Origin of the sequence: Pseudoalteromonas atlantica, assembly GCF_043641955.1 — a bacterium.
GTDB lineage: Bacteria > Pseudomonadota > Gammaproteobacteria > Enterobacterales > Alteromonadaceae > Pseudoalteromonas > Pseudoalteromonas atlantica_A.
In genome coordinates, this window is the sequence record NZ_JBHZRV010000002.1 from 693,761 (window position 1) to 717,862 (window position 24,102).

24 protein-coding genes and 3 pseudogenes are annotated in these 24,102 nt (G+C 38.3%); 4 read left to right on the forward strand and 23 right to left on the reverse strand.

Translation table 11 applies throughout. The annotated features are described in order from the left end of the window. Positions 1-254: 254 nt before the first annotated feature. The gene (locus tag ACHUE3_RS06595; RefSeq protein WP_394191343.1) at positions 255-1,274 is read left to right on the forward strand and encodes a LacI family DNA-binding transcriptional regulator; all 1,020 of its coding nucleotides are present in this window, start codon (positions 255-257) and stop codon (positions 1,272-1,274) included. Between the two features lie 82 nt (positions 1,275-1,356). On the opposite strand, the gene ACHUE3_RS06600 is transcribed toward ACHUE3_RS06595, so the two are convergent. After that, positions 1,357-1,704 carry a VanZ family protein gene (locus tag ACHUE3_RS06600; RefSeq protein ID WP_394191345.1) on the reverse strand — a complete coding sequence of 116 codons (348 nt, stop codon included), beginning with the start codon at positions 1,702-1,704 and terminating at the stop codon, positions 1,357-1,359. A gap of 401 nt (positions 1,705-2,105) precedes the next feature. After that, the gene (locus ACHUE3_RS06605; RefSeq protein ID WP_394191347.1) at positions 2,106-2,408 is read right to left on the reverse strand and encodes a hypothetical protein; all 303 of its coding nucleotides are present in this window, start codon (positions 2,406-2,408) and stop codon (positions 2,106-2,108) included. Positions 2,409-2,518: 110 nt separating this feature from the next. On the opposite strand from ACHUE3_RS06605, the gene nhaR reads away from it, so the two are divergent. Further along, on the forward strand, positions 2,519-3,418 hold the full coding sequence (gene nhaR, locus ACHUE3_RS06610) for a transcriptional activator NhaR (protein ID WP_394191349.1): 900 nt from the start codon (positions 2,519-2,521) through the stop codon (positions 3,416-3,418). 85 nt (positions 3,419-3,503) lie between these two features. Here nhaR and ACHUE3_RS06615 read toward each other — a convergent pair whose 3' ends face one another. The 3 genes from ACHUE3_RS06615 to ACHUE3_RS06625 all read right to left on the reverse strand — a co-directional run bounded on the left by ACHUE3_RS06615 (position 3,504) and on the right by ACHUE3_RS06625 (position 5,682). Beyond that, entirely contained in the window at positions 3,504-4,112 is a 609-nt protein-coding gene (locus ACHUE3_RS06615) for a DUF998 domain-containing protein (RefSeq protein ID WP_394191351.1), read from the reverse strand. 102 nt (positions 4,113-4,214) lie between these two features. Beyond that, positions 4,215-4,757 (reverse strand): DUF4287 domain-containing protein, encoded by a 543-nt coding sequence (locus ACHUE3_RS06620; RefSeq protein ID WP_394191353.1) that lies wholly within the window; start codon positions 4,755-4,757, stop codon positions 4,215-4,217. Between the two features lie 388 nt (positions 4,758-5,145). After that, entirely contained in the window at positions 5,146-5,682 is a 537-nt protein-coding gene (locus ACHUE3_RS06625) for a DUF7010 family protein (protein ID WP_394191356.1), read from the reverse strand. A 135-nt stretch (positions 5,683-5,817) separates the two neighbouring features. Between ACHUE3_RS06625 and ACHUE3_RS06630 the strand changes: the two genes are divergently transcribed. Continuing rightward, on the forward strand, positions 5,818-5,970 hold the full coding sequence (locus tag ACHUE3_RS06630) for a hypothetical protein (RefSeq protein ID WP_394191358.1): 153 nt from the start codon (positions 5,818-5,820) through the stop codon (positions 5,968-5,970). A 58-nt stretch (positions 5,971-6,028) separates the two neighbouring features. Here the strand turns inward: ACHUE3_RS06630 and ACHUE3_RS19885 are convergent. From ACHUE3_RS19885 to ACHUE3_RS06690, 14 genes and pseudogenes are all read right to left on the reverse strand, one after another. Beyond that, positions 6,029-6,115: pseudogene (locus tag ACHUE3_RS19885) on the reverse strand (transposase); the annotation flags it as partial. 187 nt (positions 6,116-6,302) lie between these two features. Beyond that, a complete protein-coding gene (locus tag ACHUE3_RS06635; RefSeq protein WP_394191360.1) occupies positions 6,303-6,629 on the reverse strand; it encodes a hypothetical protein in 327 nt (108 codons plus the stop codon). 678 nt (positions 6,630-7,307) lie between these two features. Further along, positions 7,308-7,394: pseudogene (locus ACHUE3_RS19890) on the reverse strand (transposase); the annotation flags it as partial. Between the two features lie 153 nt (positions 7,395-7,547). After that, positions 7,548-7,940, reverse strand: coding sequence for a hypothetical protein (locus tag ACHUE3_RS06640; protein WP_394191362.1), 393 nt, complete (start codon positions 7,938-7,940; stop codon positions 7,548-7,550). 115 nt (positions 7,941-8,055) lie between these two features. Continuing rightward, on the reverse strand, positions 8,056-8,490 hold the full coding sequence (locus tag ACHUE3_RS06645; RefSeq protein WP_394191364.1) for a hypothetical protein: 435 nt from the start codon (positions 8,488-8,490) through the stop codon (positions 8,056-8,058). A 100-nt stretch (positions 8,491-8,590) separates the two neighbouring features. Then, entirely contained in the window at positions 8,591-8,914 is a 324-nt protein-coding gene (locus tag ACHUE3_RS06650) for a DUF2834 domain-containing protein (RefSeq protein ID WP_394191366.1), read from the reverse strand. A gap of 120 nt (positions 8,915-9,034) precedes the next feature. Continuing rightward, entirely contained in the window at positions 9,035-10,267 is a 1,233-nt protein-coding gene (locus ACHUE3_RS06655; protein WP_394191368.1) for a hypothetical protein, read from the reverse strand. Positions 10,268-10,402: 135 nt separating this feature from the next. Next, complete coding sequence (locus ACHUE3_RS06660) at positions 10,403-11,302, reverse strand: DUF4238 domain-containing protein (RefSeq protein WP_394191370.1); 900 nt, start codon at positions 11,300-11,302, stop codon at positions 10,403-10,405. A gap of 127 nt (positions 11,303-11,429) precedes the next feature. Further along, the gene (locus ACHUE3_RS06665) at positions 11,430-11,729 is read right to left on the reverse strand and encodes a hypothetical protein (protein WP_394191372.1); all 300 of its coding nucleotides are present in this window, start codon (positions 11,727-11,729) and stop codon (positions 11,430-11,432) included. A gap of 114 nt (positions 11,730-11,843) precedes the next feature. After that, entirely contained in the window at positions 11,844-12,191 is a 348-nt protein-coding gene (locus tag ACHUE3_RS06670) for a hypothetical protein (RefSeq protein WP_394191374.1), read from the reverse strand. A gap of 111 nt (positions 12,192-12,302) precedes the next feature. After that, complete coding sequence (locus tag ACHUE3_RS06675) at positions 12,303-12,746, reverse strand: hypothetical protein (RefSeq protein WP_394191376.1); 444 nt, start codon at positions 12,744-12,746, stop codon at positions 12,303-12,305. Positions 12,747-12,850: 104 nt separating this feature from the next. Continuing rightward, a complete protein-coding gene (locus ACHUE3_RS06680; RefSeq protein ID WP_394191378.1) occupies positions 12,851-13,150 on the reverse strand; it encodes a hypothetical protein in 300 nt (99 codons plus the stop codon). A gap of 112 nt (positions 13,151-13,262) precedes the next feature. After that, positions 13,263-14,051, reverse strand: coding sequence for a hypothetical protein (locus ACHUE3_RS06685; protein ID WP_394191380.1), 789 nt, complete (start codon positions 14,049-14,051; stop codon positions 13,263-13,265). 161 nt (positions 14,052-14,212) lie between these two features. Further along, a complete protein-coding gene (locus ACHUE3_RS06690) occupies positions 14,213-14,647 on the reverse strand; it encodes a GNAT family N-acetyltransferase (RefSeq protein ID WP_394191382.1) in 435 nt (144 codons plus the stop codon). A 609-nt stretch (positions 14,648-15,256) separates the two neighbouring features. Between ACHUE3_RS06690 and ACHUE3_RS06695 the strand changes: the two are divergent. Further along, positions 15,257-16,221 (forward strand): annotated as a pseudogene (locus ACHUE3_RS06695) (integron integrase). Positions 16,222-16,350: 129 nt separating this feature from the next. On the opposite strand, the gene ACHUE3_RS06700 reads toward ACHUE3_RS06695, so the two are convergent. The 4 genes from ACHUE3_RS06700 to ACHUE3_RS06715 form a co-directional block, all read right to left on the reverse strand. Further along, positions 16,351-18,057 (reverse strand): alpha-amylase family glycosyl hydrolase, encoded by a 1,707-nt coding sequence (locus ACHUE3_RS06700; protein WP_394191384.1) that lies wholly within the window; start codon positions 18,055-18,057, stop codon positions 16,351-16,353. A 69-nt stretch (positions 18,058-18,126) separates the two neighbouring features. After that, a complete protein-coding gene (locus ACHUE3_RS06705; RefSeq protein ID WP_394191386.1) occupies positions 18,127-20,529 on the reverse strand; it encodes a glycoside hydrolase family 15 protein in 2,403 nt (800 codons plus the stop codon). Positions 20,530-20,573: 44 nt separating this feature from the next. Beyond that, on the reverse strand, positions 20,574-22,064 hold the full coding sequence (locus ACHUE3_RS06710; RefSeq protein ID WP_394191388.1) for an MFS transporter: 1,491 nt from the start codon (positions 22,062-22,064) through the stop codon (positions 20,574-20,576). Further along, entirely contained in the window at positions 22,054-23,940 is a 1,887-nt protein-coding gene (locus tag ACHUE3_RS06715; protein ID WP_394191390.1) for an alpha-amylase family protein, read from the reverse strand. Before ACHUE3_RS06715 ends, ACHUE3_RS06710 begins: the two co-directional genes overlap by 11 nt. Positions 23,941-24,102 lie beyond the last annotated feature (162 nt).

Here is a 24,102-nt window from a genome sequence, read left to right on the forward strand (position 1 = left end):
CGCGGTAAGATAAACTTTAAGCTATCACCTCAAAGTCATTATCTTGTGAATAAAAAAGACTGCTCAATAAAATTGAGCAGTTAAAACGTTTTGACAACAAAATGATAAAACGATGACATTATGACACCGGTGTCAGCTTGGGATCAATATAAATATTCAAATCTTGATAAATAGCTTGAAAAAAATAGCAAATAAACGAAAATAACATGAGTTTTTAATGCCATGCTTCATTTGTCTTTAACTAGGTTGTGTATATGAAAGGTAAAGCTACATCATTTGATATTGCCCATTATGCGGGCGTTTCACAATCTACTGTATCGCGCGCATTACGAAACAGTCCACTTGTCAACGAAGAAACTCGACGTCGTGTATATGAAGTCGCAAAACAATTAAATTACAAAGTTGATAAAAATGCCAGCAATCTGCGTGCACAGCAAAGTAGCACATTGGCGCTTTTACTTTTTGAAGACCCTACAGCCGACGAGTCTCAGATCAACCCCTTTTTTCTTGCTATGCTTGGCAGTATCACCCGTGCATGCGCCAGCGAAGGTTACGATTTACTTATCTCGTTTCAATCAACCAGTGCCGATTGGCAAGCCGATTACGAAGATAGCCACCGCGCCGATGGGATAATCCTGCTTGGCTATGGGGATTATGTAGATTACCAAGCTAAATTTAGAAGCCTGTTGGAACAAAATACAAAGTTTGTATGCTGGGGAGCCAGTGTTGATAACAGACCCGACCTCACCGTTAGTTGCGATAATTACGGCGGTGGTAAATTGGCCGCAGAGCATCTACTCACTGTTAACCGTAAAGATTGTGCATTTATTGGTGATGCATCAGAGCATAGCCCTGAATTTTTTGCGCGTTACCAAGGATTTAAAGACGAATTTACTCGCCATGGCGTTACCTTAAGCGAACGTAAAATGGCCAATGCTATTTCTACAGAAGAGTCAGGCTATCATGCGACTCGCTCGTTAATTGCCAATAACATTGTTTTTAATTCACTATTCGCAGCCAGCGATTTAATCGCAATTGGCGCAATAAGGGCATTAAAAGAAGCGGGAATTAAAGTCCCTGAAGATGTGCATGTAGTGGGTTTTGATAATATCGCAGTAGCGAGCTTTACTAATCCGCCATTAACGACTGTACAACAAGATACAACTTTAGCTGGGCAAATGTTGGTTTTTAATCTGCTAAAATTAATACGGGGTGAAAAAGTTGAAAACACCCTGCTGCCACCAAAATTAATCATTCGGGGCTCGAGTGTATAACACACACTCGGCCAGCAACCAGTTCACAGCATTCAAGTCACTAGGTATTTTTTATATACAGTACAAATAACTTTAAATGCACTCAACTATTAGCCGCTTGTTCATTGGTTTTCTTTAACCTGTAAGCATTAATAAAGTAAGCAAACAAACTCGCAAAGCCAATACCAAAAAAATCAGCCAGTAAATCCATAGAGTCTAGCGTACGGGCTGGAATAAATGCTTGGCTTAGCTCTTCAAAAATAACAAAAAGTAAAACTAATGCAGCGCCGTAGTAAACCCTAAAATTTACCAAGCTAAAAGTTTTAAATTTCAAACCCACTGTTGCTATAAATGTTAGCAAGCCAAATAAACAAAAATGCCCTACTTTATCTCCGTATGGAATACCTCTGATTAAATCAAAAAAAACACTGTGTCCACCAGTGTTTGCCAAATAGATAATCCAAAGAATAAAAGAAAAAAAAGCCGCTGCAAAAACTAACATTAATTTGTACATAATTTTATAACTGAGTTTACTATTTGTATTACGTTAGCATAAAATGCTTAAAATTCCTCAAGTATATTAAGCTCAATCAATATGTTAAGTTTTAGGCGCAAACATAGTTAATGCAGTTTAAATACTATTAGTTAAATAAAACTGACTATTCACAATGAAATGAAAAAATAGCCCACTGTGAATAGGCTATTTTGATGGGCGTATAATCGGCTGGCTATCAATGCAAGTGCGATGAGATCAATTTACAGCCAATTACGTTTTATCGAATGTATTACGTTTAAAGTGTGTTGCAAAATTATTAGGTGCTCACCTCCATTGTTATTACCGTTTTAAAACTGTTAACTTCGTACTTTATATTTATGTATTAATACATCCTGTAAACTAGTAAGCGCTCGCTGAATAGAATGTAAAATATTTTTGCCTTTGCGCTTTACCACAACACTAGGCAGACCGGGTAATAACATATTAATGCTGCACTCTTTTAAAGTGCCATGTTGGTGCGTTGAAACATCATCGACTCGAATATCAACTTTACGAATGTGTAAAGCGTATTTACCTAAATTACTTTTAACCAATTTTGAAAGTGAGGCCTTCATACCCGATTGAACCAGTTTATTTTTAATTGTCAGTTTAAGCTTCATACTATTACGTCCTATTAGTCGCACCTTAGTTGCAGGCTTAGGTCTAATCTACTAATGTATCTGATAAGATAAAAGCTGATTATTTCTGACTAATTGACAGGTATTTTCGAATGATAACCAGTATTAACTACAATCATTTATATTATTTTTGGCAGGTTAGCCGCTGTGGAAGCATCTCAGCAGCGAGTAAAATATTGCATTTAACTCCTCAAACAGTCAGCTCTCAAATTAGTGACTTAGAACACCGCTTAGGTAAGGCATTGTTTGTTCGAGAAGGTCGCGGGCTAAGTTTGACTGAATTTGGCCAAGTTACGCAGCAGTATGCTAACGACATGTTTGCCATAGCCCAAGAGTGGCTAGAAACAACACAGGGCGAGCTTACTCATTTATCAAAAACATTAAAAGTGGGCATCTCTGATGTTTTACCCAAATCATTGGTATCTAAATGGTTAGCACCCCTGATTGATAATGAACGTATTACTAATTTGCAATGTATAGATGGTCAACAAAATGATCTGCTTTCACAAATGGCGACACATAAACTAGATCTTGTTCTAGCCGATCAGCCTTTAGACAACGCATTACCAATCAAAGCCTTTTGCCATGAGATAGGAAAAAGTCAATTGGCGTTCTTTGGCAATACACACTGGCATAAAAAGTTATCAGCTGATTTCCCCCATTCATTGCATAACCAGCCCGTCGTATTACCAGCAAAAGGAAGCCCAGTCAGTCGAGCAATCTATTTTTGGCTACAAGAATTGGGTTTAGAAACCACCGTCGTCGGTCACGTTGACGACAGCGCATTAATGAAAGCGCTAGGAGAGCAAGGGTTTGGTATATTTCCCGCACCAATGCTCGTTAAAGACGAAATTGAACGCCATTTCGATGTTCATTACATAGGCGCAATAGAAAATGCATTTCAACATTATTATGCATTTAGCCCTGAGCGTTTAATAAAAGATACGATCTACTCTGAGTTTATTAAGCATGCACAACAAAGTGCGTTTTAATTCTTAAATGACCAAAACCATTTTCTTGCCTGTGGTTTTCTGAAATAGCCGTAGTGAAAAGTGGTGAACCAAAATTTGAACAAGTCTAATACGCCAATACTAATGAAAAGACACTTAGCCAAATTAGCTGAAAGCCGTATGAAATACGTTGATGAATACCAGGATTAATTTGAGACTTTACCGCTTTAACCATAGCTAAAAGAAAATAGACAGTTGCAACAACGGTAAACAGTGAAAAAATACGAAAATACAATGGGGTAATTTCAGTTGTTGGACTAATAGCAATTAGTACTGGCGCTATAACTAACGAAAGCAACATAACAAAACCAGCCCAAGAATGTACCTTACAATTTACAGTTGGACTCTTAGTAAATGGATCCGCATCCATAGGAAAATAACCAGCGACCCAAGTCCCAACACCATGGGTAATTATCAGCCAACCGACAACATTCACTAAGCTCGAAACAGCCGAGAGTTGTGTTACATACCATCCGAAAAAGCAAAACAAAAATCCAAGAGGATAGTTGTTAATTAAAGGAGATAATTTTTCAGTTGGGCTACCCGTTGCCCCTAATTCACTACAAAATTGTTTAGAGTGGCTGTAACCAGCATAAAATCTACTTGCTACATAAACACCAATGAAGATCCAAATTGTAGCTATTAGCCCCGAATAAACAGCTATACTTTCAAACACTAACAAAATCCTTTTGAAAACTAACATTCAAATAATTTTAAATAAAATAAACCGAACAAACTATAAACAGTCTCATAAATGTTTATAGTCTCTTACACTTGTTTATACCGACTTCTCGTACGCTTTTAACAACCATCCAATAACTTCACTGTCAATATCTGATACATTGTGTAACTGTATTCTATGCGAACACATAGTACCAAATGGCCCTGAACCCTCAAGGCAGCCTTGCTTGTCTATCCCTTTAAGTTTCAAACCTAAATCGATTCTTTTCTTTGTTGCTGGTTTGATTAAAGCAAATTGGTTTTTTCTAATTAGACTAACGCTTCCTTTTTTAGGGGTAACTAGAATATCTTCACCGAACTTTTCTATGGTTGATAACAGCAGTTCATAAATTGGTATAAGTGACTCTTTGCCACTATATTGGCTTGAAACTAAATCTTCACCGGATTGTTCTTTTTCTTTTGATAAGGTAACTATAGTATTTGCAAACCCATGAGTTACTGCATACTCAGTTTTTAAAAACTTCACAGCAACTGAATGTTTTTCAAAGTTTTCCTGTTTTAATATTTCAAACCACTGTTCTAATTTTTTACCTGTTTTTTCAGGTATATTTTCAATCATAGTTTGCAGTGCTTTATCCATATATCCCGCCTTATGGTTCATAATATAGCGAACCAATAGAGTAATTAGTTTTAATTTATTTTTATTAGTTAGACCATAGCTGAGTTCCAACGCAGGTTCAATTTGTTACATTAATTACACGTAAAATTTAAAAAGGAAATGTTGGAAAGTCTAGGATTTCTAGCCCCTTGCCCCACAGGGATATGGAAAAAGTAGGCTGCGATAAGACCACATTAAGAGATGACTGCGTAACGCACCCCATATGTGTTTGCCGTAAATTACTTGCTTAATATAAGCATCGACAGACGAAGTAATCGAATTTGTTTATTGATTTAGAATTGACCGTCAATGTATAAAAACGGTCAAAGAGAACATTAGTGCCTATTGACAGAGTTAAGGCTCATATGTGTTATATGCTTGTTATATCTCTAGTTAACATTTGATAAATACTTAGTAAATAAGTTAAAACAATAACGCAAGATATAGCTAAAATACTATTGTTAGGGAATAAATACCAAGCGGCTACAATTAAAATACTTCTTAACACAGCATGAATTAAGCCAACAGGATGTTTAACGATCCAAGAATATACTACCCAATGAAGTCCTAAGCCAACGCCTAAACTCAAAGGAACAAATTCAGGTGCATTTAAAAGTAATGGTATATGGACAGCCCAAAGAAGATTAACCATCACTATGCATAGGCCCATCAGTTTTGCTAAAGGGTTGGATGATGAAACTAAGTTTTCTTTTCTAAATTTAGCAATAAATAAAGCTATAGGAAAAATCCCGCCTGTTGCAAAAAGTAAAATATATATAGAAACATTTGTGCTAAATTGTGTACTTAAAAACCCAACTAAACCCCAAATTATAGTTCCAGCAACAGGCATTGAAATAGATCTGTTTGAAGATTGTTCAAATTCTTTTCTGTATTCATCTAATGTCAAAATACCCTCTCCTTGCTTGAGTAATACTCAGACTTATTGAAGCACATAACGAATGATATGGACTCCCCACTCAGCACATTTTTACCAATGTGCCATAGTGGAGTTGACTATAAGCTTCAAATATGAGGAGTCCATATGTCTGTAATTAAAACTGTTGGCATCGATTTAGCCAATTTAGTGTTTAGTATTCACGCTATTGATGAGCATGACAAGTGCAAATTTCGCAAAACTGTTAAACGAAACAATCTATTAGCAAAGAGTATTAAAAAAACACCTACTCTAATTTAATTAAAGCTACGCATTGATTCAAAAAGTCTAAAATTTAAGATGGATGTCTTATTTATTGCTCAAATGTACCTAGTAAAATTTGCTCAGTGAAATTGATGGTAATAAATTTATTTTGGCAGGATAAATCAGGCTTATAGTTGGCCATAACAATTTACCGTAGGTGAATAATATCTATAAAATCACAGTAACCCAGTGGATTCAAGGTTAAAAAAATCAAGCCAAATGTGTAGAATCAGTTCCTAAAAGAGTAAACCTACACCCTAAACATTTAAACAATGGGCAACCTTGTGGCGAAGCCACAATTAGGGTCGTCTAGCCGAAGGCGACATTGTTTACTTGTTATATTTTGGGCAATATATCTGAAATACATTATCTTTAGAGCCTTTTAGTAAAAGCTGTACCTGTTCTGGCCGCTGCCACTCTATGCCATAAAATTGCTCTAATAACTCTTCTTTATTTAGATAATCTATGGCTACCATAAATATATCACAAGACATTCGTTTTCTTCCGCCTCCGTGTTTATCCACTTTCGCAAGCAAGCTACCTTGATAGTTTTTACGAAGATACTCATGCAATACATCTACATTACCATGATCGCTCTTCATCCATGCCCCGTCATCAATAGAAGTAAGGATAATAATGTTTGTAATACCTGTCATTGCTGAAAATTAATCCGAGTTGAAAATATAGACATAATGACTCCCATACGGTGTTAGCCTCCGCTTTTCGTGGGTTAGCTTAATTCAAAGCCAGAGCCATAATTAGTTTGTCAATTAACTAAACAGCAGAGGCTAACATAAATAAACATAGCATATTTTTTATCGGTCTTGATACACATACAGAATTCAATGAAGTCGCCTATATTTAAGAGCATAGAGGTGCACAACCGGTTCACCTTGGTCGATTTGCTACTTTAAACCGCTCATATTTTGTAGCATGTTCAGGTCGGCTCATTAAATTTGCGGCATTAATCATATCCTCCCAAAACAAAACGCCAGGGCTGATGTTGTTTTCCATTACACCATCTAATTCTTCCATAGCAAACGAAGCTCGCTTACTGATAAGTACTGTAAAAAACCTTCTTTGCTGTAACCAAAATCAGACTTTTTAATATCTGAGGGCAAAAGTTTATACGCGGCTAGTAACCTTCTAATATTAGCTTCCACTTCTCACTTGTACTAATAACTCTCCTAGCAACATAACAAGCCTGTAGATTAACTCGTTTTAAATTTATTTTTATTGATTAAGAATATTAAAAAACCCACTCTAATTTAATTAAAGCTACGCATTGATTCAAAAAGTCTAAAATGTAAGATGGATGTCTTATTTATGTTTTGCTCAAATGTACCTAGTAAAATTTGCTCAGCGAAATTGGTGGGAATAAATTTATTTTGGCAGGATAAATCAGGCTTATAGTTGGCCATAACAATTTACCGTAGGTGAATAATATCTATAAGATCACAGTAATCCAGTGGATTCAAGGTTAAAAAATCAACTTTAAATGGTAGGGTATGTTTCTAAAAAGATTAATTCTACAGCCTCAACGCTCGGCTAAGCCGCCGGAACGGAGTTGATTGTTAAGCATTTTTTGCCGCCATAAACAATGCACCCAAAGTTAAATCCTCACTCCATAAGCCCTCAAAATTTATGCCGTATTCGGCTTCGATAGTCTCAGCTAATGTTTCAACTTCTAGGGCATCAGCCATCCACTCTCGTGGGTATAGAGCCTTGTAGATATCTAAAACTCTATCTTCAGGTTCAAATTTTAATTTTTTCTTTCCGGAAAAGGCAAAAGCATCAGTGAATATGCGCAGAAACTTTCGAATCTCATCTTTTGATGAGTCAGGAAATTTTTCTTTCCAGTTTTTCCCTGTGCACTTCCGCATAAGGTACTTTTTCGGAACGCCACCAGTATACGCAGTCCATGCTACAAGAAATAAAATTAGTATAGTAATTGCTGCGAAAGTCATAGAATACCTAACCTTAAGCTAAGGGGCAATTACATGGCGCGCACAATGCCGAAGGCGCGCCATGTAATTGTCCCAGTGAACGACAGTGAAGGGCTTTAGCGTTTTGTTAGCTTTACTAATCTGCAAGTCTCTCTTTTACCTTTAACGTGCCTGAATTAAGTGCAACGAAGTTAGTTTGACCCTTTTTAACCATTCCCTGCAACCACGTGCCAATAAGTGTTCTCGGAACTTTGCTATCTGCAATATGAGGTGATAGCGCAAGTTGATAGCGAGTTTCCACCCAATCTTTGCCTTCTGTAAAACTTCTCTTAGTGGTAAAAGTGAAAACACCATTTACCAAGTTTAAAGACTCGCATGGAAAAGGAAACTTGATGACATTTGAGATATCTTCCATTTCAACAAAACAACCTGAAGAATTGATTTTTATATCAATTGCACCGATAGCATTTGTGGAACCAGAATAAAAGCCCTCCCAGTTTCCTGAAAGTTCTTGTTGTGCATTAACCGCAGTACTAAAAAGTAATGTAAAAAATATCAGAGAAAGTTTCATAGTAAAGCTAACGCCACATTAAGCGGCTTGTAATTGTTTGCTAAAATGTGAAGCGAAGCGGAACCGAGCAAACTGTTACAAGTCCGACTTTAATGCCTTGTTAGGGCTTTATTGAATTATGAGACTGCTTTTCTTTTAAATACAAATAAAGAGGAAAGCCGAACGATACTCCAACACTTAACGTTCCAAGAACTGCTAACCAGTGGTATTTAACCTTATTTCTTTTACCGTCTACAACAATAAATGTTAATAATACTAAAGCAGCAACTAAAACATCAAGCCAAGCAAAAATACTAATTGGATTTACAATTGCAGCATTAAATAAAGCAATAAAGTCTAAACCGTTATTTACCAACCAAGGTATAAATGCACCAAAAGGAATAGCAATACCAAGAACAGTTAACAATAAATATAATTTAGTCAAAGCTTACACCTTTTAGTTAAACACTGAGTCCTAACGCCTAGTTAAGAGGCAAAAAATTGTTGGCTAAAATTAGCGACGAAGGAGCAGAAGCCAACTGTTTTTGTCCTTTAAAACGACTTGTTAGCCGTTTAAGCTACTGATATCACCACCAATTGCTTTTAGAACTGGGCGCATAAAAAATGCTTGCCCTTCTTTAGCATCTTCAGACTCAGCCACAGATAGTGTTGGTTTTGCACTTTCATTTTCACGTAAGATTTTCCAAGAGATGACCTTTTGGTGGTTGTTAGAGTCAATACCTACCACTTGCAGTCGTTCATCAACAATCGGCATTTCTCGAATAGCTATTTTTGAATTTATTTTAGAGTTTCGGATCCATAACTCTGATATCCAAACAAAACCATGAGCATTATTTGTCAATGCACGGTCAGCGGCAGAACGCCAAAAAATATATTTATCCGCTTGATCCTCAAAGTTGGTGCTTACGAAGTCAATAACTTTATATTCACGATCAAAGAACATCAACATTGGAATATGGAAGCCATCTCCTGTGAAAGTGATCTCCGCCATTTTAGATAAATAATCAACTAAACTCTCAGTACTAGAAATTCCATCTTTACTACCAATAGATCTAGCTCTTTCTTTTATCGGTTCAGGAATGCTACTAGCATCATACGCTACTGATTCGTGTGATAATTTACCAGTATTTAAGCCATTTAACTTTAGATAACTAACATGCCGAATTTCATCCCTAATAGAATCAAAGTCATTTGGTGTAGTAATGCTCTCATCAATACTAGCGCCAAGATGCAAACCTAACGACTTACAGCAATCATACATACGAGAATAGATGATAGTTAAAGCACTTAGTAATTCGAATTCTTTTAGAGTATTTGCAACCCATCGTCTTTCAGATTTAATAACAGCGGCATCTAAAGTACCTGAAGGTAGTTTTTTCTGAGCAAGCCTAACCAACCTTTTAATGCTTACACCTAATAATTGATCTTTTGTTATTATTTCGACGTCTTGCTCTTCGATATAAGAAAATAACAGGGTAGCTTTGGCATCACTATACATTTCCAGATCCCCCTGCTTTTCAATAGTATTCCGTGAATTTTTTGCCCACGTCATTAGAGGATCATTTTTCCATTTATCTATTACATTTAAAGGATACCAAGTATCGTATTCAGTAATATCCCGTTTATTCTTTTGGATAATAAAAGTAACAGTTCTTGCTGTTTGCAAAAACTGATTTAAATTTAAGCGAAATAACTCAGGTTCAAAGTATGTTGACGCACAACTTTTCAATAAGTAAGCGAGATCTTTTAAGCGTCTTTCCCAAGGTTTTTTAATCATTTTTTATACAATACTCTGACAAGATAAAGAAACGGCTAACGCTTTGCTAAGCGGCTAAAAATTGTTGGCTAAAATAGCGAGGAACGAGCAAAAGCCAACTGTTTTTTGTCCGTTTAAGCAACTTGTTAAGCAGCTTTACGACTGCTTTATTTGGTAAAAGGGTTCGAGCTCCATTGGTTGCCAATCTGGATAATCCTTATTATCAGTTTCACTCATTATTTTACGAATACTTTCAAATGCACTTTGAGCATTATTATCCAGAACATGAAGTGAAAAAGGTGGCTGAGGATAAATACCGAGAACATCATTGTACATCCGTTCAGCCATCTCACCGTCGTGCTGTGGAGATATAATTAATGATCTCCCTGCCGCTTTAGCCAAATGAAAATTATAAAAGTGAGCGCTACCTTTATCTAATTCATAACCAATAGTTTCATTGGGCTTGTTTGTATATGCATTCCAACCCTCGGTCATCGAACAGGCGACAAAGCATAACTTAGGAGTGAGTGGATAAAATAAACATGTATCCGGTAATTCGATAAAGCCAGTTTGAAATACTGGATTATCACTCCGTACAAAATAATCGTCTTCATGAGCTAAAAGTAAACACCAATCTCTATTAGCGACAAAATTTAAATCGCCACATTCTTTACACCCAACCCGATCATGTTTTGGCTTATCAGTGATACCAAATAATTCACAAGCTTTATTTTCGTACGCCATATACGTCGGTGTCCGAACAAGTTGAGATAGGAGAAATTGAGACCAAATTATTCTTTCATCTTTATTTAATTCATTAAAACTGCAAATTTTTTGATATACGACGCTAGCATAAGTTTCTAAATCATTATCTAATGAGTTTTCAACAGCCCGAGTATATAACCCTCTTTTCCTACCCCATTGTTTCCAACCTTTAGGCTCTTTTTTTATATCTGAGCTATATGGGGAGCTGACATAAGAAGTATATCCATCATCATACGCCCAAGCTTTATTAGCAAATTTTGGCGAATAATGAGATAAAGGTGGTTTAGCCAAAAATTAACTCCGAGCTATTCATAGCTGCTTAACGCCCAATTAAGGGGCTGATAATAGTTTGCCAAAATGTGTAGCGAAGCGAAACCGGGCAAACTATTAGCAGTCCCACTTGAATTGCTTGTTAGTTTTATTTTACGCCATAACCGTTTGATAACGACATATTACATGTACCATCGGCTCTGGCAGTAAATGAAATTTTTTCAGCAACAAATATACGATCTGAAAAAGACAACTTCACTTTGTTGATAGAATTGTCTGCAAAGGTGGTTATTTTAACATCACAACTTTTTAGAGTTAATTCATCAACAAAGTTTTGCTTTAGTTCGGGGCCACTTTCTACATGTCTAGCTTTTCCTGAAATCACCTGATTTTCGTTAGCAGCTACATTGAATGAGACGGTAGCGATTATCACTAGCAGATATTTCATACACTTCCTTGTTGATATAAAACTAACGCCCTCGTTAATGGGCAAAATATTGTTGGCTAAAATGTTGAGGAACGAAACACAGCCAAATGTATTTTGTCCAGATTAAACAGCTTGTTATATGCCGCTTTCTTCACACTTCTCGATGAAAATATCGGATAGCTCACCTTGCAAAGGTTTGCCCGAGTCATCGGTAAGCTTAAGTTCTGTTTTTAACTCTGAATAGCCACTACCATCAATAATTGAAAGTAAAGATGCAATTGAATCTTGAGACACTTGCTTCATCAACGTAATAATTAACTCTCGTTCACCTTGGTTGCTTTTGTCATAGAAAGCTAACAGTTCTTTCCAGTACGGATCCGTGACCTCATTTCTAGGAACGTTTTCCAGCATGCTTTTATAAAAAGTAACATTTTCATTTACTGTGCGAGCCAAGATTTCATCGACTAAATGTTCAGGTTTCACAGGACTCCTTAAGGCATATAACGCTTGCCTAACCGGCGCGAAATAGCAGGCTAAAATTAGCGAAGAAGGAGCGCAAGCCTGCTGTTTTGCGTCCTTTGGTTTAGGCACTTGTTATATGCCATTATACCCAGCGTTATTGCAGTATTGTTTTAGGAAAGTTTCAAAAAACTCACCATAATTAGTATCAACTACCATTACCATAAAACTAGTTCTAGGAACTCGATGTATATATGCCTTAAAAATTGTTGGTTGCTCTTCTGACTCCATATAGTATTTTCGTTTGACAATTTTTAACCCGCACTTTTCAATTTCAACCTTATCTACCTCAAAAGTGTCCGTGTAATTTAAATCAAAGAACCTACGATTGAAGTCACCATAACTCACGACTCCATTATCCATTGAGAAAATAAATTCGGGTCCACTAACAGTGATAATTTCAGTCCCCTCTGGGATTGAAATACTACCTTCAAAAAATGTAAATATTGACTCTTTTGCACTTACACTAGGTAAGCTAAGAAATAGTATAATTGTGATTATGACTTTGTAGCTTCTCATGGCATATAACGCCCAATTAAGGGGCTGATAATAGTTTGCCAAAATGTGTAGCGAAGCGAAACCGGGCAAACTGTTAGCAGTCCCACTTGAATTGCTTGTTAGTTTTATTTTATGCCATAACCGTTTGATAACGACACATTACATGTACCATCGGCTCTGGCAGTAAATGAAATCTTTTCAGCAACAAATATACGATCTGAAAAAGACAACTTCACTTTGTTGATAGAATTGTCTGCAAAGGTGGTTATTTTAACATCACAACTTTTTAGAGTTAATTCATCAACAAAGTTTTGCTTTAGTTCGGGGCCACTTTCTACATGTCTAGCTTTTCCTGAAATCACCTGATTTTCGTTAGCAGCTACATTGAATGAGACGGTAGCGATTATCACTAGCAGATATTTCATACACTTCCTTGTTGAGATAAAACTAACGCCCTAATAATGGGCAAAAAATTGTTGGCTAAAATGTTGAGGAACGAAAACAGCCAACTGTTTTTTGTCCTTATTAATTAGCTTGTTATGCCTTATAGTCATCCAAATATATCCCATCATCATCATTTAGAATGTCGTTACTCAAGCTTTTCTTTCTAGTATCTGAGCGGTAGAAAAGCCCAAAGAACAAAGTTGATACAACACCTAAAATAGCTATAACTCCGTATGCTTGACCTGATACGTTAGCACTGAATACTAAATTTCCAAGCATTCCTAAAAACGCCCCCAGAAATACCGCTGATAATGTTAAAAGAATATTGATATCTGAATTATATTCAGAAAGGCGCTGTAGTGAATCAGCTGAAACCAATTGGACTTCCATATTTTTTGGTGATGGTATTTTTACTGCTGCAGCGACTTTCTTACTCTGAATCGCAATTTGCTCTACAGATTCTTTAAGCTTAATTAATTCAGGATTATCGTTAACCCCCATATTATTAAGTTTATCCGTCAAATCTTTAATATCTGCTTCTAACTTCTCTACAGCTATATCTTTTTTGGTTTCAATTACGGAATGTAATTTTTTTCTTTTACTTTCTTTTATTCCGTGCCCTTTATTAAAAATTTCTCTAAAGAGTTCATTTTCAGTATCTGATAACCCCTCATCAATACCAAAACCTTCTAGTACTCTGTTAACATCTGATTGTCTTAAGTAAGCTCCATCAGAAGATATACTTTCTAAAATTGAAATTAGTTTGTGCCTTGAGATATCAACTTTATCCGATTCAACTTTTGCTACTTTCAAATGTTCATTTATTGAATCTTTGAGTGGAAGTTTATCTTTTAATAATTCTTCTAACTTTTCATCTAACATGATCACTCCTTTGAGATAAGCGCCTGATTAGAAATGAGGCATAACGCCACGTTAAGGTGTGAGCGACGCTACCACTAAACTTAAGTCATTGTGCCATAAACACTTAAGCTAAACTTTGAACTGAAACCGCCGAGCGTTGCGAATCACTCTTAAACGTTTTGTTATGTGCGTACTACTTGATGACGCATTTCTATTAGTTGATGCTCACCAACAACTTCTACTTCTTTGATAAATTCAAAGTTAAATTTCTCATAATAACTTCGCAAATAACCGTGAGCATGAATTTCTATTGAAGATACACTTTGACTTGCAGCATGACCCATTAACGCTTTAACAACCATTGAAGCGATGCCTTGACCTCGATACGCTTCGAGCACTGCGACTCTAGCCATGACAGACGAACCATCAGTATCAATAGTTAAACGCGCTGTTGCCACAGGTTGATTTTCATTCATGACAAGAACATGTTCAGAAGAGTTATCTAGACCATCAAAATCCAATTTATTAGGGATTTTTTGCTCAACTGTGAAAACTTGATAACGAATAGCTTGAGCCTTTTCGATAATCTGATCTGACTTGCCAATAATAACTTCCATGCCAATTTCCCTCCAAGCACATAACGCCCGCATAAGCGGCGCATAAATACTTGGCTAAAATTAGCGAAGAATGAGCGCAAGCCAAGTGTTTTGCGTCCGTTTCTTAATGCGCTTGTTAGGTATACATTTACACCGAACTTAAATTGTTTTTCAACTTTTTACCTTTCTTTATTGCAGCTTTAGCAAGCAGGAAAAGCAAAATAACCATAAACACACGGCCAATGATAAAGCCCCAATTATATGCTTCTGCGGTATTCAATTCTAAAAATATAGGAATGGAAGTTAATAAACTTAAAACGGATATTGCGGCTAAAACAAACCCAACAATAATTAACGTATAACCACCAATGGTTGATGCTTTTATCTTTACTTCCTTGTATACCTAACAGCTTATTGAACACCATTTTGGTGGTTTATAACACCCCAAAACGGCTTATATTACATTGCTCCATAATTCCACTAAACTAATCCAATGTAAACAGACAATTACGTATGTTATAAAATTACCGCTGCTAAAATACACCAAAACGACTTTTAATAATGTTATTGGACAAAACACGAAACACTGTCTATATATACAGTATCAATTTGTAAAGTTGAATATTATTTATGAAATCTCTTTTTCTAAACATGGTTCAAGAGCATATGTACAGCAAGCGTTATGCTAAGAGCACCATTGAGGCTTATCTTTTTTGGATAGCTGCATATATTCGCTTTAATAATATGCAACATCCAAGTTGTATGGGGGATACTCAAGTCGAGTTATATTTAAACCATTTAGTAAACACCCAAAATGTTGCTCAAGGCACACAAGCTCAGGCGTTAAATGCGCTTAGTTTTTTATATAAAGAGGTGATTAAGACCCCTCTCTCTTTATCGTTAGATTTTGTAAAAAGTGAGCGTCCGAGAAAATTACCCGTTGTGCTTACACAAACAGAAGTTTCAGCACTATTTAATGCTGTATTACAAAGCATTATTTAGCCTGTGCACTACTTTATGGTAGTGGTATGCGGTTAATGGAAGTACTGCGTTTGCGTGTACAGGATATTGATTTTGACTATAGTTGCATCCGTATTTGGGATGGCAAAGGAGGCAAAAATCGTGTTGTAACGCTTGCAACTGAGCTCATACCGCAAATACGGACACAAATTCAATTAGTAGAGAGTTATTTACAGATTGATCTTAAAAATTATCTATACAGTGGCGTTTACATGCCTCACTTATTACGTAAAAAATACCCAAATCATAACAAGCAGCTAGGATGGCAATATTTATTCCCATCTTATAAGCTCAGTATTGATCCTGAAAGTAAGCAAATGAGAAGGCATTATATAGATGAAAAGCAAATACAGCGAGCGGTTAAAAAAGCAGCTTTTGATGCCAACATTAATAAACACGTTACACCCCATACTTTACGACACTCATTTGCTACACATTTATTACAAGGTGGTGCTGATATTTGCACCGTTCAAGCTCAACTTGGCCATAGTGACGTGAGAACAACGCAAATATATACGCATGTTTTGCAACAAGGTGCGAACGGGGTCATTAGCCCACTAAGTAAAATATTATAAAGTATGAATTTAAAGGCTTTTACCTAATTTAATAAACTTTAAAAATGCGCTATAACTTAGGGGCGATACAATAAAAGCATTTTTACATAAAAGGGGCTAACGTATGTTAACCCCTATTATGTAATTTAATTACGGTGTGTTATTCAATAACAACAAACCATAGCCAGCGAGTTGTTCGCCATTGAGGTCGTGTTGCCAGCTTGTGGTTAACCCCTCGCGTTTGATACTGCTGATGCTTTGCGGGTTAGCGGTTAAGTTAAGCACAAACATACTTTTACTGCCGTTCAACTCGCGGGTTATTTCAACAACACCGTTGTTGTGTTGTGTTAATTCATAACTGCCTTTGATACTAAGTTCTGGCCGCTGTTTTTTCTGTGCTATTAAGTGCTGATATAAACGCCACAATGAATTAGGCTGCGTTTGCTGCACTTTAACATTACGATCACCTGCGTTAATTTGTTTGGCTAAAAACTCAGGCCACCACTGCGTATAGTTATCGTGAAAAAGTTCAGCCTGTTCAACCCAGCTAGTTTGGGCTTGGGTAAAGCCAGCTTGATTGCTGTTATCCCAGTGCATTGGCGCGCGTTTATACACATCATGACCGGTTTGTCCTTGGGTTAGTCCTATTTCCTCACCGTAATAAATATAGGGTGTCCCTGGGGAGCTAAATAACATGGCAGCAGCTAGCTTTGCTTTATCGTCGTGCGCTGCTAACTGATACGCTACACGTTCTTGGTCGTGATTAGTTAAAAACGGCGCAAAAAAGTCCAGCGGCGCTGTTGAATCAATACGCTGCTGTAAATTTTGTTTAAGCACCTTGGCATCAACTGCGTTGAGTTGTTTATTCGATTGCATAGTGCCAAATTGTGCTTCGCCACTCGCATCTGGCTTTAGTAATCCCAGTATTTTATAGCCCACCTCAAAGTCAAAGCCTTGGTCGAGCCCCTTTCCATCTCCGTAATACTTAGCCGCAACAGGAATATCAGCCCATGCTTCACCCACTAAATACGCTTGTGGATTAACACTTTTTACGTATTGGTTAAAGCGTTGCCAGTATGCAATGGTTTCGTCAGTATCGGCTTGTGCATTGGCACCTCCTTCCATTGCAAAACGCACGGCATCTAATCTAAAACCGTCTACACCTTTATCAAGCCAAAACTTAGCCATTTTTTCCATTTCGGCAATAACATCTGGGTGGCGTAAATTTAAGTCAGGTTGGCTTGCTCCAAAGGCACCATAGTAATACTGTTGGCGAGTTTCATTCCAATACCATACTGCGTCGGGTTGGTCGTTATTACTCCAAGCATGTCCCCAGCCGCTTCCTGCTTTTGGCATATCGTCGCGCCAAATAAAGTAATCTGCATAAGGGGCTTCTTGTTTTGCTGAACGCTGAAACCATTCATGGTTGCTTGATATATGATTTATAACTAAATCAAGTATCACTTTCATGCCTTTATCATCAGCAGCTTTTATAAAGGCTTCAAATTCTGCCATGCTGCCGTAATCGTTTTCTACGTTATAAAATTCAGTAAAGTCATAGCCATGATAGGACGGTGCTTCAAACATGGGGGTTAACCACAGTGCGTTAATGCCGAGATTTTGTAAGTACGGTAATTTTTCGGTCATCCCGTTAAAATCGCCATGGCCGTCAGCATCGCTGTCGTAAAAGCTTCGTGGCCAAATTTGATAAAAAATGGCAGTTTCCCACCACGGGCTTGTTTGTTGCTCAATATTAAGTGGCGATGTGGCGGTTTTATTTGGATTAGATGATGGAGCGCTCTGGCAGCCAGTTAGCATCATTGCCAGTGCCAACGCGCTCAATGTAAAGGTTTTCATTATAGCCTCGTTGTTATTTTTAAAAATAACATAGCCGTATTTCACTACGGCTATTTTATTAGTTTACGATTAATTTAGTGCTTTGGTAACCACTGGGTAGTGATCCCATACGTGTTTGTCGCTTAATGAGCGTACTAGCTTAACGTACTCTGCATGTGTCCAAGCAAGTGGTGTGGCAGAGTTTGTGCCCTCGCCGAGGGTATAACCCGCTTTGTTATTACCCACGCCGTCCCATACTTGTTCAGGTAACATCATGCCTTCGTTAGCAAACTGCTCCAAACCTTTCACATAGGTGTTTTTAATGTCTTGTTGTTTGTCTGCGTTTAACGATTGCGTGGCATTGGCAGCAGCGATTTCGTAATGACCACGCTCGCCAGTAAAGAACGGCCAGACACGACCACGTTGCCCTGGGGTATTTTGCCCGCCTTCGGCGTAGTTTGTGCCGGTTACTTCGTCTTCACCGTAGCCGTCGTTACCATAACGGCGAAAACCTGGGAATGAGCCACTGCCATCGCTAAATTGATAGCTGTACTTAACTTGTAAATTATCCGCTAAGGTTTCGTCATCATACTCTGGCAATGTTTTTACAATGCTTGGCGCAAGTGCATCACGTACACCGTAGCGTACTAGCTCTAAAAAACCACCGTCTAAGATTTGCTTTTTATTAAAGCCTTCGCGGCCATTATTGGCATTAATTTTAGTGTTTGAGTTGGCGTCTTTATCTTGACCGATACGAATAAAATACTCACCGTCTGAATTGCTTGATTCTAAGTTACCGGCGGTGGTGAACATGATGTTTTCAATATCGCTATTGTAACTTTTAGCGGTTTCAAGATAACGTTTAGCGTTTTCGTTATCACCTGCAAGTGTTGCAATATCAGCTGCGGTAATAAGCCCTGCAACAACGGCTGCGGTGGTCGAAGGTGAGTAACCTTCTTGCTCTTCCCAGCGCTCTTGCTGTGTGGCTGGCGGTGTAATTTGCATGTCGTTCCACAAAATTTTAGCGCGGCCACCATCAACTAAAAAGTCAGCAGCAGGTTTTAACATACGGCCGTACCAATCAGTTAACTCTGCATCTGTTAATACATCTGCTTGGTGCAATTTCCACGCAAGCATAATAGGCATAGCTGTTTGATCAAGCTGTACGCCTACCCATTCAAGCTCACCGTCGACATGGGTTTTTTGTAAAAACCAGCCAGTGTCGCCATTGTTACCCGGTGTTTTAGCGTTTACTTGTACTTTTTCAAGGTATTCGAATGCAGTTTTAGCCGTGGCACTGTCGCCCATTGCCATAAAGGCCATGGCTACTTGGTAGAAGTCACGTACCCATACTGCTTTGTAACCTGTTGATCCTGTTTTAGCTGAAACCGTTTCTCCCCATGGGTTTGATAACGAGGCAATAAGCGCGCCTGCATGGGTTTTATCTTCTTGCGCTTTTAATACCAGTGCACTGGTGTAAAGTAACTTTCCGTTATCGGCTGTTTGTGCAGTCATGATATTAAGCGGTGCAAGGCTTTGTAGGTAATCTTGCCAGCCCAATGCTTCGCCTTTACCATTGTAGTTATCAAGTACTTGTTGATAGCCACGATTTAAGCTCGCTTTACCTTCTTTTAAGCTTGCTTGCTCGTTTCTACCAAAGCTTAGAGTTAAATCAAATTGGCTATTTTTGCCAATCTCACCCAGCTCGGCAAGTAAGCTTACGTTACCTGATTGCTCACCGGTGTTGGTATATACATTATTTAGTTGCTGTGCGGTTTTAAGCTCATTTAGGCCATCGCTCTTGCCTGTAAAACCAACACTGGTTTGTTTAAACGGCTTTGCACCTTGCAGTGATAAATAATTATCGCCTTGCCAAGCAACCAAACCTTGCTCAGTGGTTTTGGCAAAGTCATCAAGGCCGTTGTTATCAATATATGGGTTAACATTTACAAACGCTTTTACGCCATCAAGCTCGGTATTAAAAATACTGCGAACAAATAAGGTTTGGCCGTCTGGGTCGGTAAAGATGTGTTTTTCTAGGCTAAAGCGACCTTGCCTATCACTGCTTGTTACTTTGTAAGCCAGTGACAATGGGCGGCCTTGTGAGTCTTTGTATAAATAATCAATGGTTACATCAAGGTCGTCTGCTTCTGTAACGGTAAAGTCTTTACCCACCACTACAAATTGCATGTCTTTAATTTGCGCTTGGTGAATAAGTCCAAACATGGTTTCGGTGATCATGCCTTTTGCAATTGAGAACCATACTTTTGAAACTGTGCCAGTTGCCGCAGTGTCGCTGTAAACACCATTTTGGTATTGCTCAAATGACGTACCAATACCAGTTTTGCCTGAGTATGCCCAAAATGGTTCAGCACCTGGAGCGCCAGGGGCTGAAACTTGCTGTGTTACAGCTGATGTGTTTGCTTGCTCCGTGCTACAGGCAGTTAAACCCAACATAAGTAAACTTGTGGTGATGATGTTATATTTTTTCATTTTTAACCCTTAATTCTTTCTCTTAATGATTGAGCATGCAAACATTACTGTGTGTGCTTAACACGCAGCACAGCAACAGCCGCCAATACAAATGACACAGCGCCTAGCACTAATGCATAAATAGGTTGATTCTCAAAGAAGTGGCGTAAAATGAGACCTAGTACGCTGGCTGCAAGTAATTGTGGGATCACTATAAAGAAGTTAAAAATCCCCATATATACGCCCATTTTATGGCTTGGTACTGACGTACTTAACATAGCGTACGGCAGTGATAAGATAGACGCCCACGCAAAACCAATACCTATCATTGGCCAAATGAGTAATGTTGGATCTTTAATGACAATAAAGCTTACTAACCCTAACGCACCTAATATCAAGTTAATTGCATGCGCTAACTTTAAACCCACACGCTTTACGATGATCGGGATACATAAAGCAGCAATTGCGGCAAAACCATTGTATGCTGCAAACAAAATACCTACCCAATCCGCGCCATTGTTAAACGCCGCCGAGCTTGTATCTGTACTGCCATAATGAAAGCTTGTTACGGCTGAGGTGGTATAAATCCACATAGCAAACAGCGCAAACCAACTAAAAAATTGCACCCATGCCAGCTGTTTCATTGCATCTGGCATTGTGAATACATCATTTACCACTTGGTAAAAACCGCCAGATGTGGCTTGCTTCGCTCTAAGCAGGCCTGCAATAAACTGAATAACACCAAAGCTCACTAATCCACCAGCGAGAAGATAAAGCTCTTTTTCTAAATTAAGCCCCGTCACTAGCCCCAGTACAGCTAAACCAAGAATGGTAAAAATAATCCCGCCTTTGTTAAAATTAACCGTATTGTGAGTAACCGCTGCCGAGTCATTACTGTTGTCTTGCTCATTAAACTTCGCTAATTGCTCAGGTGAATACTCTTTTGTTGTTAGAATGGTCCAACCAACAGCAATAAGTAAAATTACACCACCAAAATAAAATGAATACTTTACAGAGTCAGGTATTTGTCCTGCAGGTGCAGTATTGGCAATATCAAACCAGTTAGTCATCATCCATGGAAGTGCTGATGCCACTACAGCACCTACTCCAATAAAAAAGCTTTGCATGGCATAGCCAGTCGCACGTTGTTTTTTCGGTAGATTATCACCCACTAGAGCACGAAATGGTTCCATAGTAACGTTGATAGAAGCATCCATGATCCACAGCATTCCCGCAGCAATCCACAATGTAGGTGAGTTTGGCATGATAAATAGAGAAAGCGTGGTCAGTATTGCACCATATAAAAAGAACGGACGACGGCGGCCTAGTTTGCCCCAGGTTTTATCACTCCAGTAGCCAATAATTGGCTGCACAATCAAACCTGTTAGTGGTGCTGCTACCCATAAGATAGGAATATCATCAACATTGGCACCTAAAGTTTGAAATATGCGACTCACATTACCGTTTTGCAGTGCAAAACCAAATTGAATGCCTAGAAAGCCAAAGCACATATTCCATATTTGCCAAAAGCTTAAATCGGGTTTGTTATCTCTCATTATGTGCTCCAGTGGTGAGTACTGCACTGCTAAGCGCATTTAACGTTAGACTAATGTGTGCTTTTTCAGGGGTAATCGTGATCATTGCGGTTTGATTGGCTTCAAGTAAATCGAGTAGCTTCAACGAGCCTTGTTTATCATTAAGAAGTGTATTTGATGGCAGTTCAATCGTGATAGCTGTTTGTGTATCAGCAAAGTTGCTGACAACCCAAATTGTCTGCTGACCAATGCTACGGCTAAATGCTGCAACTTGGTCGCTGCCCTCAACGATTAACGGTTGCATATCACCAGCAACAACTGCGGGGTGTTTACTTAGTGCCATCACTGATTTGTAGTAATCACGCAGCTTTTGCTGTTCGTCAGATAACGAGCCACCATCAAATTTTCCGTTATTCATCCACGCTTGGTGGGCAGGTACGCCAATGTAATCAAAAATACTCGTACGTGTTGGTTTACCAAAGCCTGCATCTTCAGAGCCGTCTTCACCCACATCTTGACCAAAATATAACAATGTAGGTGCACGACTGATCAAATGCGATACCACAAGTGCCGGTTTTCCTTTGGCTGCACTGCCTGCAAAGTCAGGGCTGGCAATACGTTGTTCGTCATGATTTTCTAAAAAATGCAGCATGTGTTTTTCAATATCAGCCACTTCTTGCTGTGGTGCAAAAATGCTGTTTGCTGGCTGTTTACCTTGCATAACGCCTTTTAAGGTGTCGTAAAAACCCACTTTATCGTATAGGTAATCCATTTTCCCTTGTTGAATATAAGGGCGATACAGAGTTGGGTTATATACTTCAGCTAATAAAAACGCGTCAGGTTTATGCATTTTTATTGATGAGTTTAAAAAGCTCCAAAACTCTACTGGAACCATTTCAGCCATATCATAGCGAAAACCATCTACGCCTTTATCAAGCCAATACAACGTAATATCGCGGAATTTATACCAGCTATTTGGTAAGTCTTTATCTTGCCAAAATTCAAAGTGAGCACGTAAATCTTTGTTTTTGTAATCTGCAGGAAGCGTTGGAAAGTCGTAGCTGCCGTCAGGCTTAACACCATAGTTAACTTTTACCGTTTCGTACCAATCATTAATATCTGGCTTGGCAGCGCGTGCGCCGTTGCCTGTCCATTTTGCAGGAGTCTCATCAAATAAGTTATCAGCAAGAGGGTGTGGTTTGCCTCCTAGCACTTGATACCCTTCACTCGTAGGGACTTGAAACGACTGACCTGTCACATAATAAAAGTTGTTATCACGGGCATATTCAACACTTGTATTATCGTGTTCACCAAAGTCTTTTACGCCAACAGGCTTTGCTGTTGAGTGATAATCTCGCGCAACATGGTTTGGCACTATATCAATAATCACTTTCATGCCATGTTGATGGGTGCGTTCAATCAACGCTGAAAACTCTTCTAAACGACGCTCTGGATTAATTGCTAAATCTGGATTTACATCGTAATAATCTTTAATTGCATACGGCGAACCAGCACGACCTTTCACTACATCTGGGTCATCCTGACTAATACCATACTGACTGTAATCACCAACAAGTGCATGATGCAGCACACCTGTATACCAAATGTGAGTAGTACCAAGCTCTTTAATGCCTGTTAAGGCGGCATCATTAAAGTCACTGAATGTACCAACGCCGTTTTGCTCTTTTGTACCCCATGGCACATTGGCTGTTTGGGTGTTACCAAATAAGCGAGTAAATACTTGGTAAACAACTGGCTTTGAGTGCTCACTTACCTGTGGCTGTGGTTTTTCTTGATTTTGTTTTGTGTCGGGCTGTTCAGAGCAACCTGTTAAAAACAAACTACTGGCAAGTAACCAAGAACCATACTTAATTGTGCTTGTTGTGTGTGTTGTCATAATCTTCTTATTTAGTCAGAAGGCTTAACAAGTGCTCATTAAGCCGTCATTTTATTTTACCTATGATACTAATGTGAACAGCGGCTGACTGACAGCATTTGCATACGTATTCACATTATTCAATAACCAATACCAAGGCGTTCATTGCGGGTAATAAAATGG

Coding starts and splice junctions, on each gene's coding strand:
- ACHUE3_RS06700 (WP_394191384.1), bottom strand. CDS start 18,057: ATGAAAACCTTTACATTGAGCGCGTTGGCACTGGCAATGATGCTAACT.
- ACHUE3_RS06640 (WP_394191362.1), bottom strand. CDS start 7,940: ATGACTTTCGCAGCAATTACTATACTAATTTTATTTCTTGTAGCATGG.
- ACHUE3_RS06645 (WP_394191364.1), bottom strand. CDS start 8,490: ATGAAACTTTCTCTGATATTTTTTACATTACTTTTTAGTACTGCGGTT.
- ACHUE3_RS06665 (WP_394191372.1), bottom strand. CDS start 11,729: ATGAAATATCTGCTAGTGATAATCGCTACCGTCTCATTCAATGTAGCT.
- ACHUE3_RS06605 (WP_394191347.1), bottom strand. CDS start 2,408: ATGAAGCTTAAACTGACAATTAAAAATAAACTGGTTCAATCGGGTATG.
- ACHUE3_RS06710 (WP_394191388.1), bottom strand. CDS start 22,064: ATGAGAGATAACAAACCCGATTTAAGCTTTTGGCAAATATGGAATATG.
- ACHUE3_RS06630 (WP_394191358.1), top strand. CDS start 5,818: ATGTCTGTAATTAAAACTGTTGGCATCGATTTAGCCAATTTAGTGTTT.
- ACHUE3_RS06635 (WP_394191360.1), bottom strand. CDS start 6,629: ATGACAGGTATTACAAACATTATTATCCTTACTTCTATTGATGACGGG.
- ACHUE3_RS06675 (WP_394191376.1), bottom strand. CDS start 12,746: ATGAGAAGCTACAAAGTCATAATCACAATTATACTATTTCTTAGCTTA.
- ACHUE3_RS06715 (WP_394191390.1), bottom strand. CDS start 23,940: ATGACAACACACACAACAAGCACAATTAAGTATGGTTCTTGGTTACTT.
- ACHUE3_RS06705 (WP_394191386.1), bottom strand. CDS start 20,529: ATGAAAAAATATAACATCATCACCACAAGTTTACTTATGTTGGGTTTA.
- ACHUE3_RS06690 (WP_394191382.1), bottom strand. CDS start 14,647: ATGGAAGTTATTATTGGCAAGTCAGATCAGATTATCGAAAAGGCTCAA.
- ACHUE3_RS06655 (WP_394191368.1), bottom strand. CDS start 10,267: ATGATTAAAAAACCTTGGGAAAGACGCTTAAAAGATCTCGCTTACTTA.
- ACHUE3_RS06680 (WP_394191378.1), bottom strand. CDS start 13,150: ATGAAATATCTGCTAGTGATAATCGCTACCGTCTCATTCAATGTAGCT.
- ACHUE3_RS06620 (WP_394191353.1), bottom strand. CDS start 4,757: ATGGATAAAGCACTGCAAACTATGATTGAAAATATACCTGAAAAAACA.
- ACHUE3_RS06685 (WP_394191380.1), bottom strand. CDS start 14,051: ATGTTAGATGAAAAGTTAGAAGAATTATTAAAAGATAAACTTCCACTC.
- nhaR (WP_394191349.1), top strand. CDS start 2,519: ATGATAACCAGTATTAACTACAATCATTTATATTATTTTTGGCAGGTT.
- ACHUE3_RS06595 (WP_394191343.1), top strand. CDS start 255: ATGAAAGGTAAAGCTACATCATTTGATATTGCCCATTATGCGGGCGTT.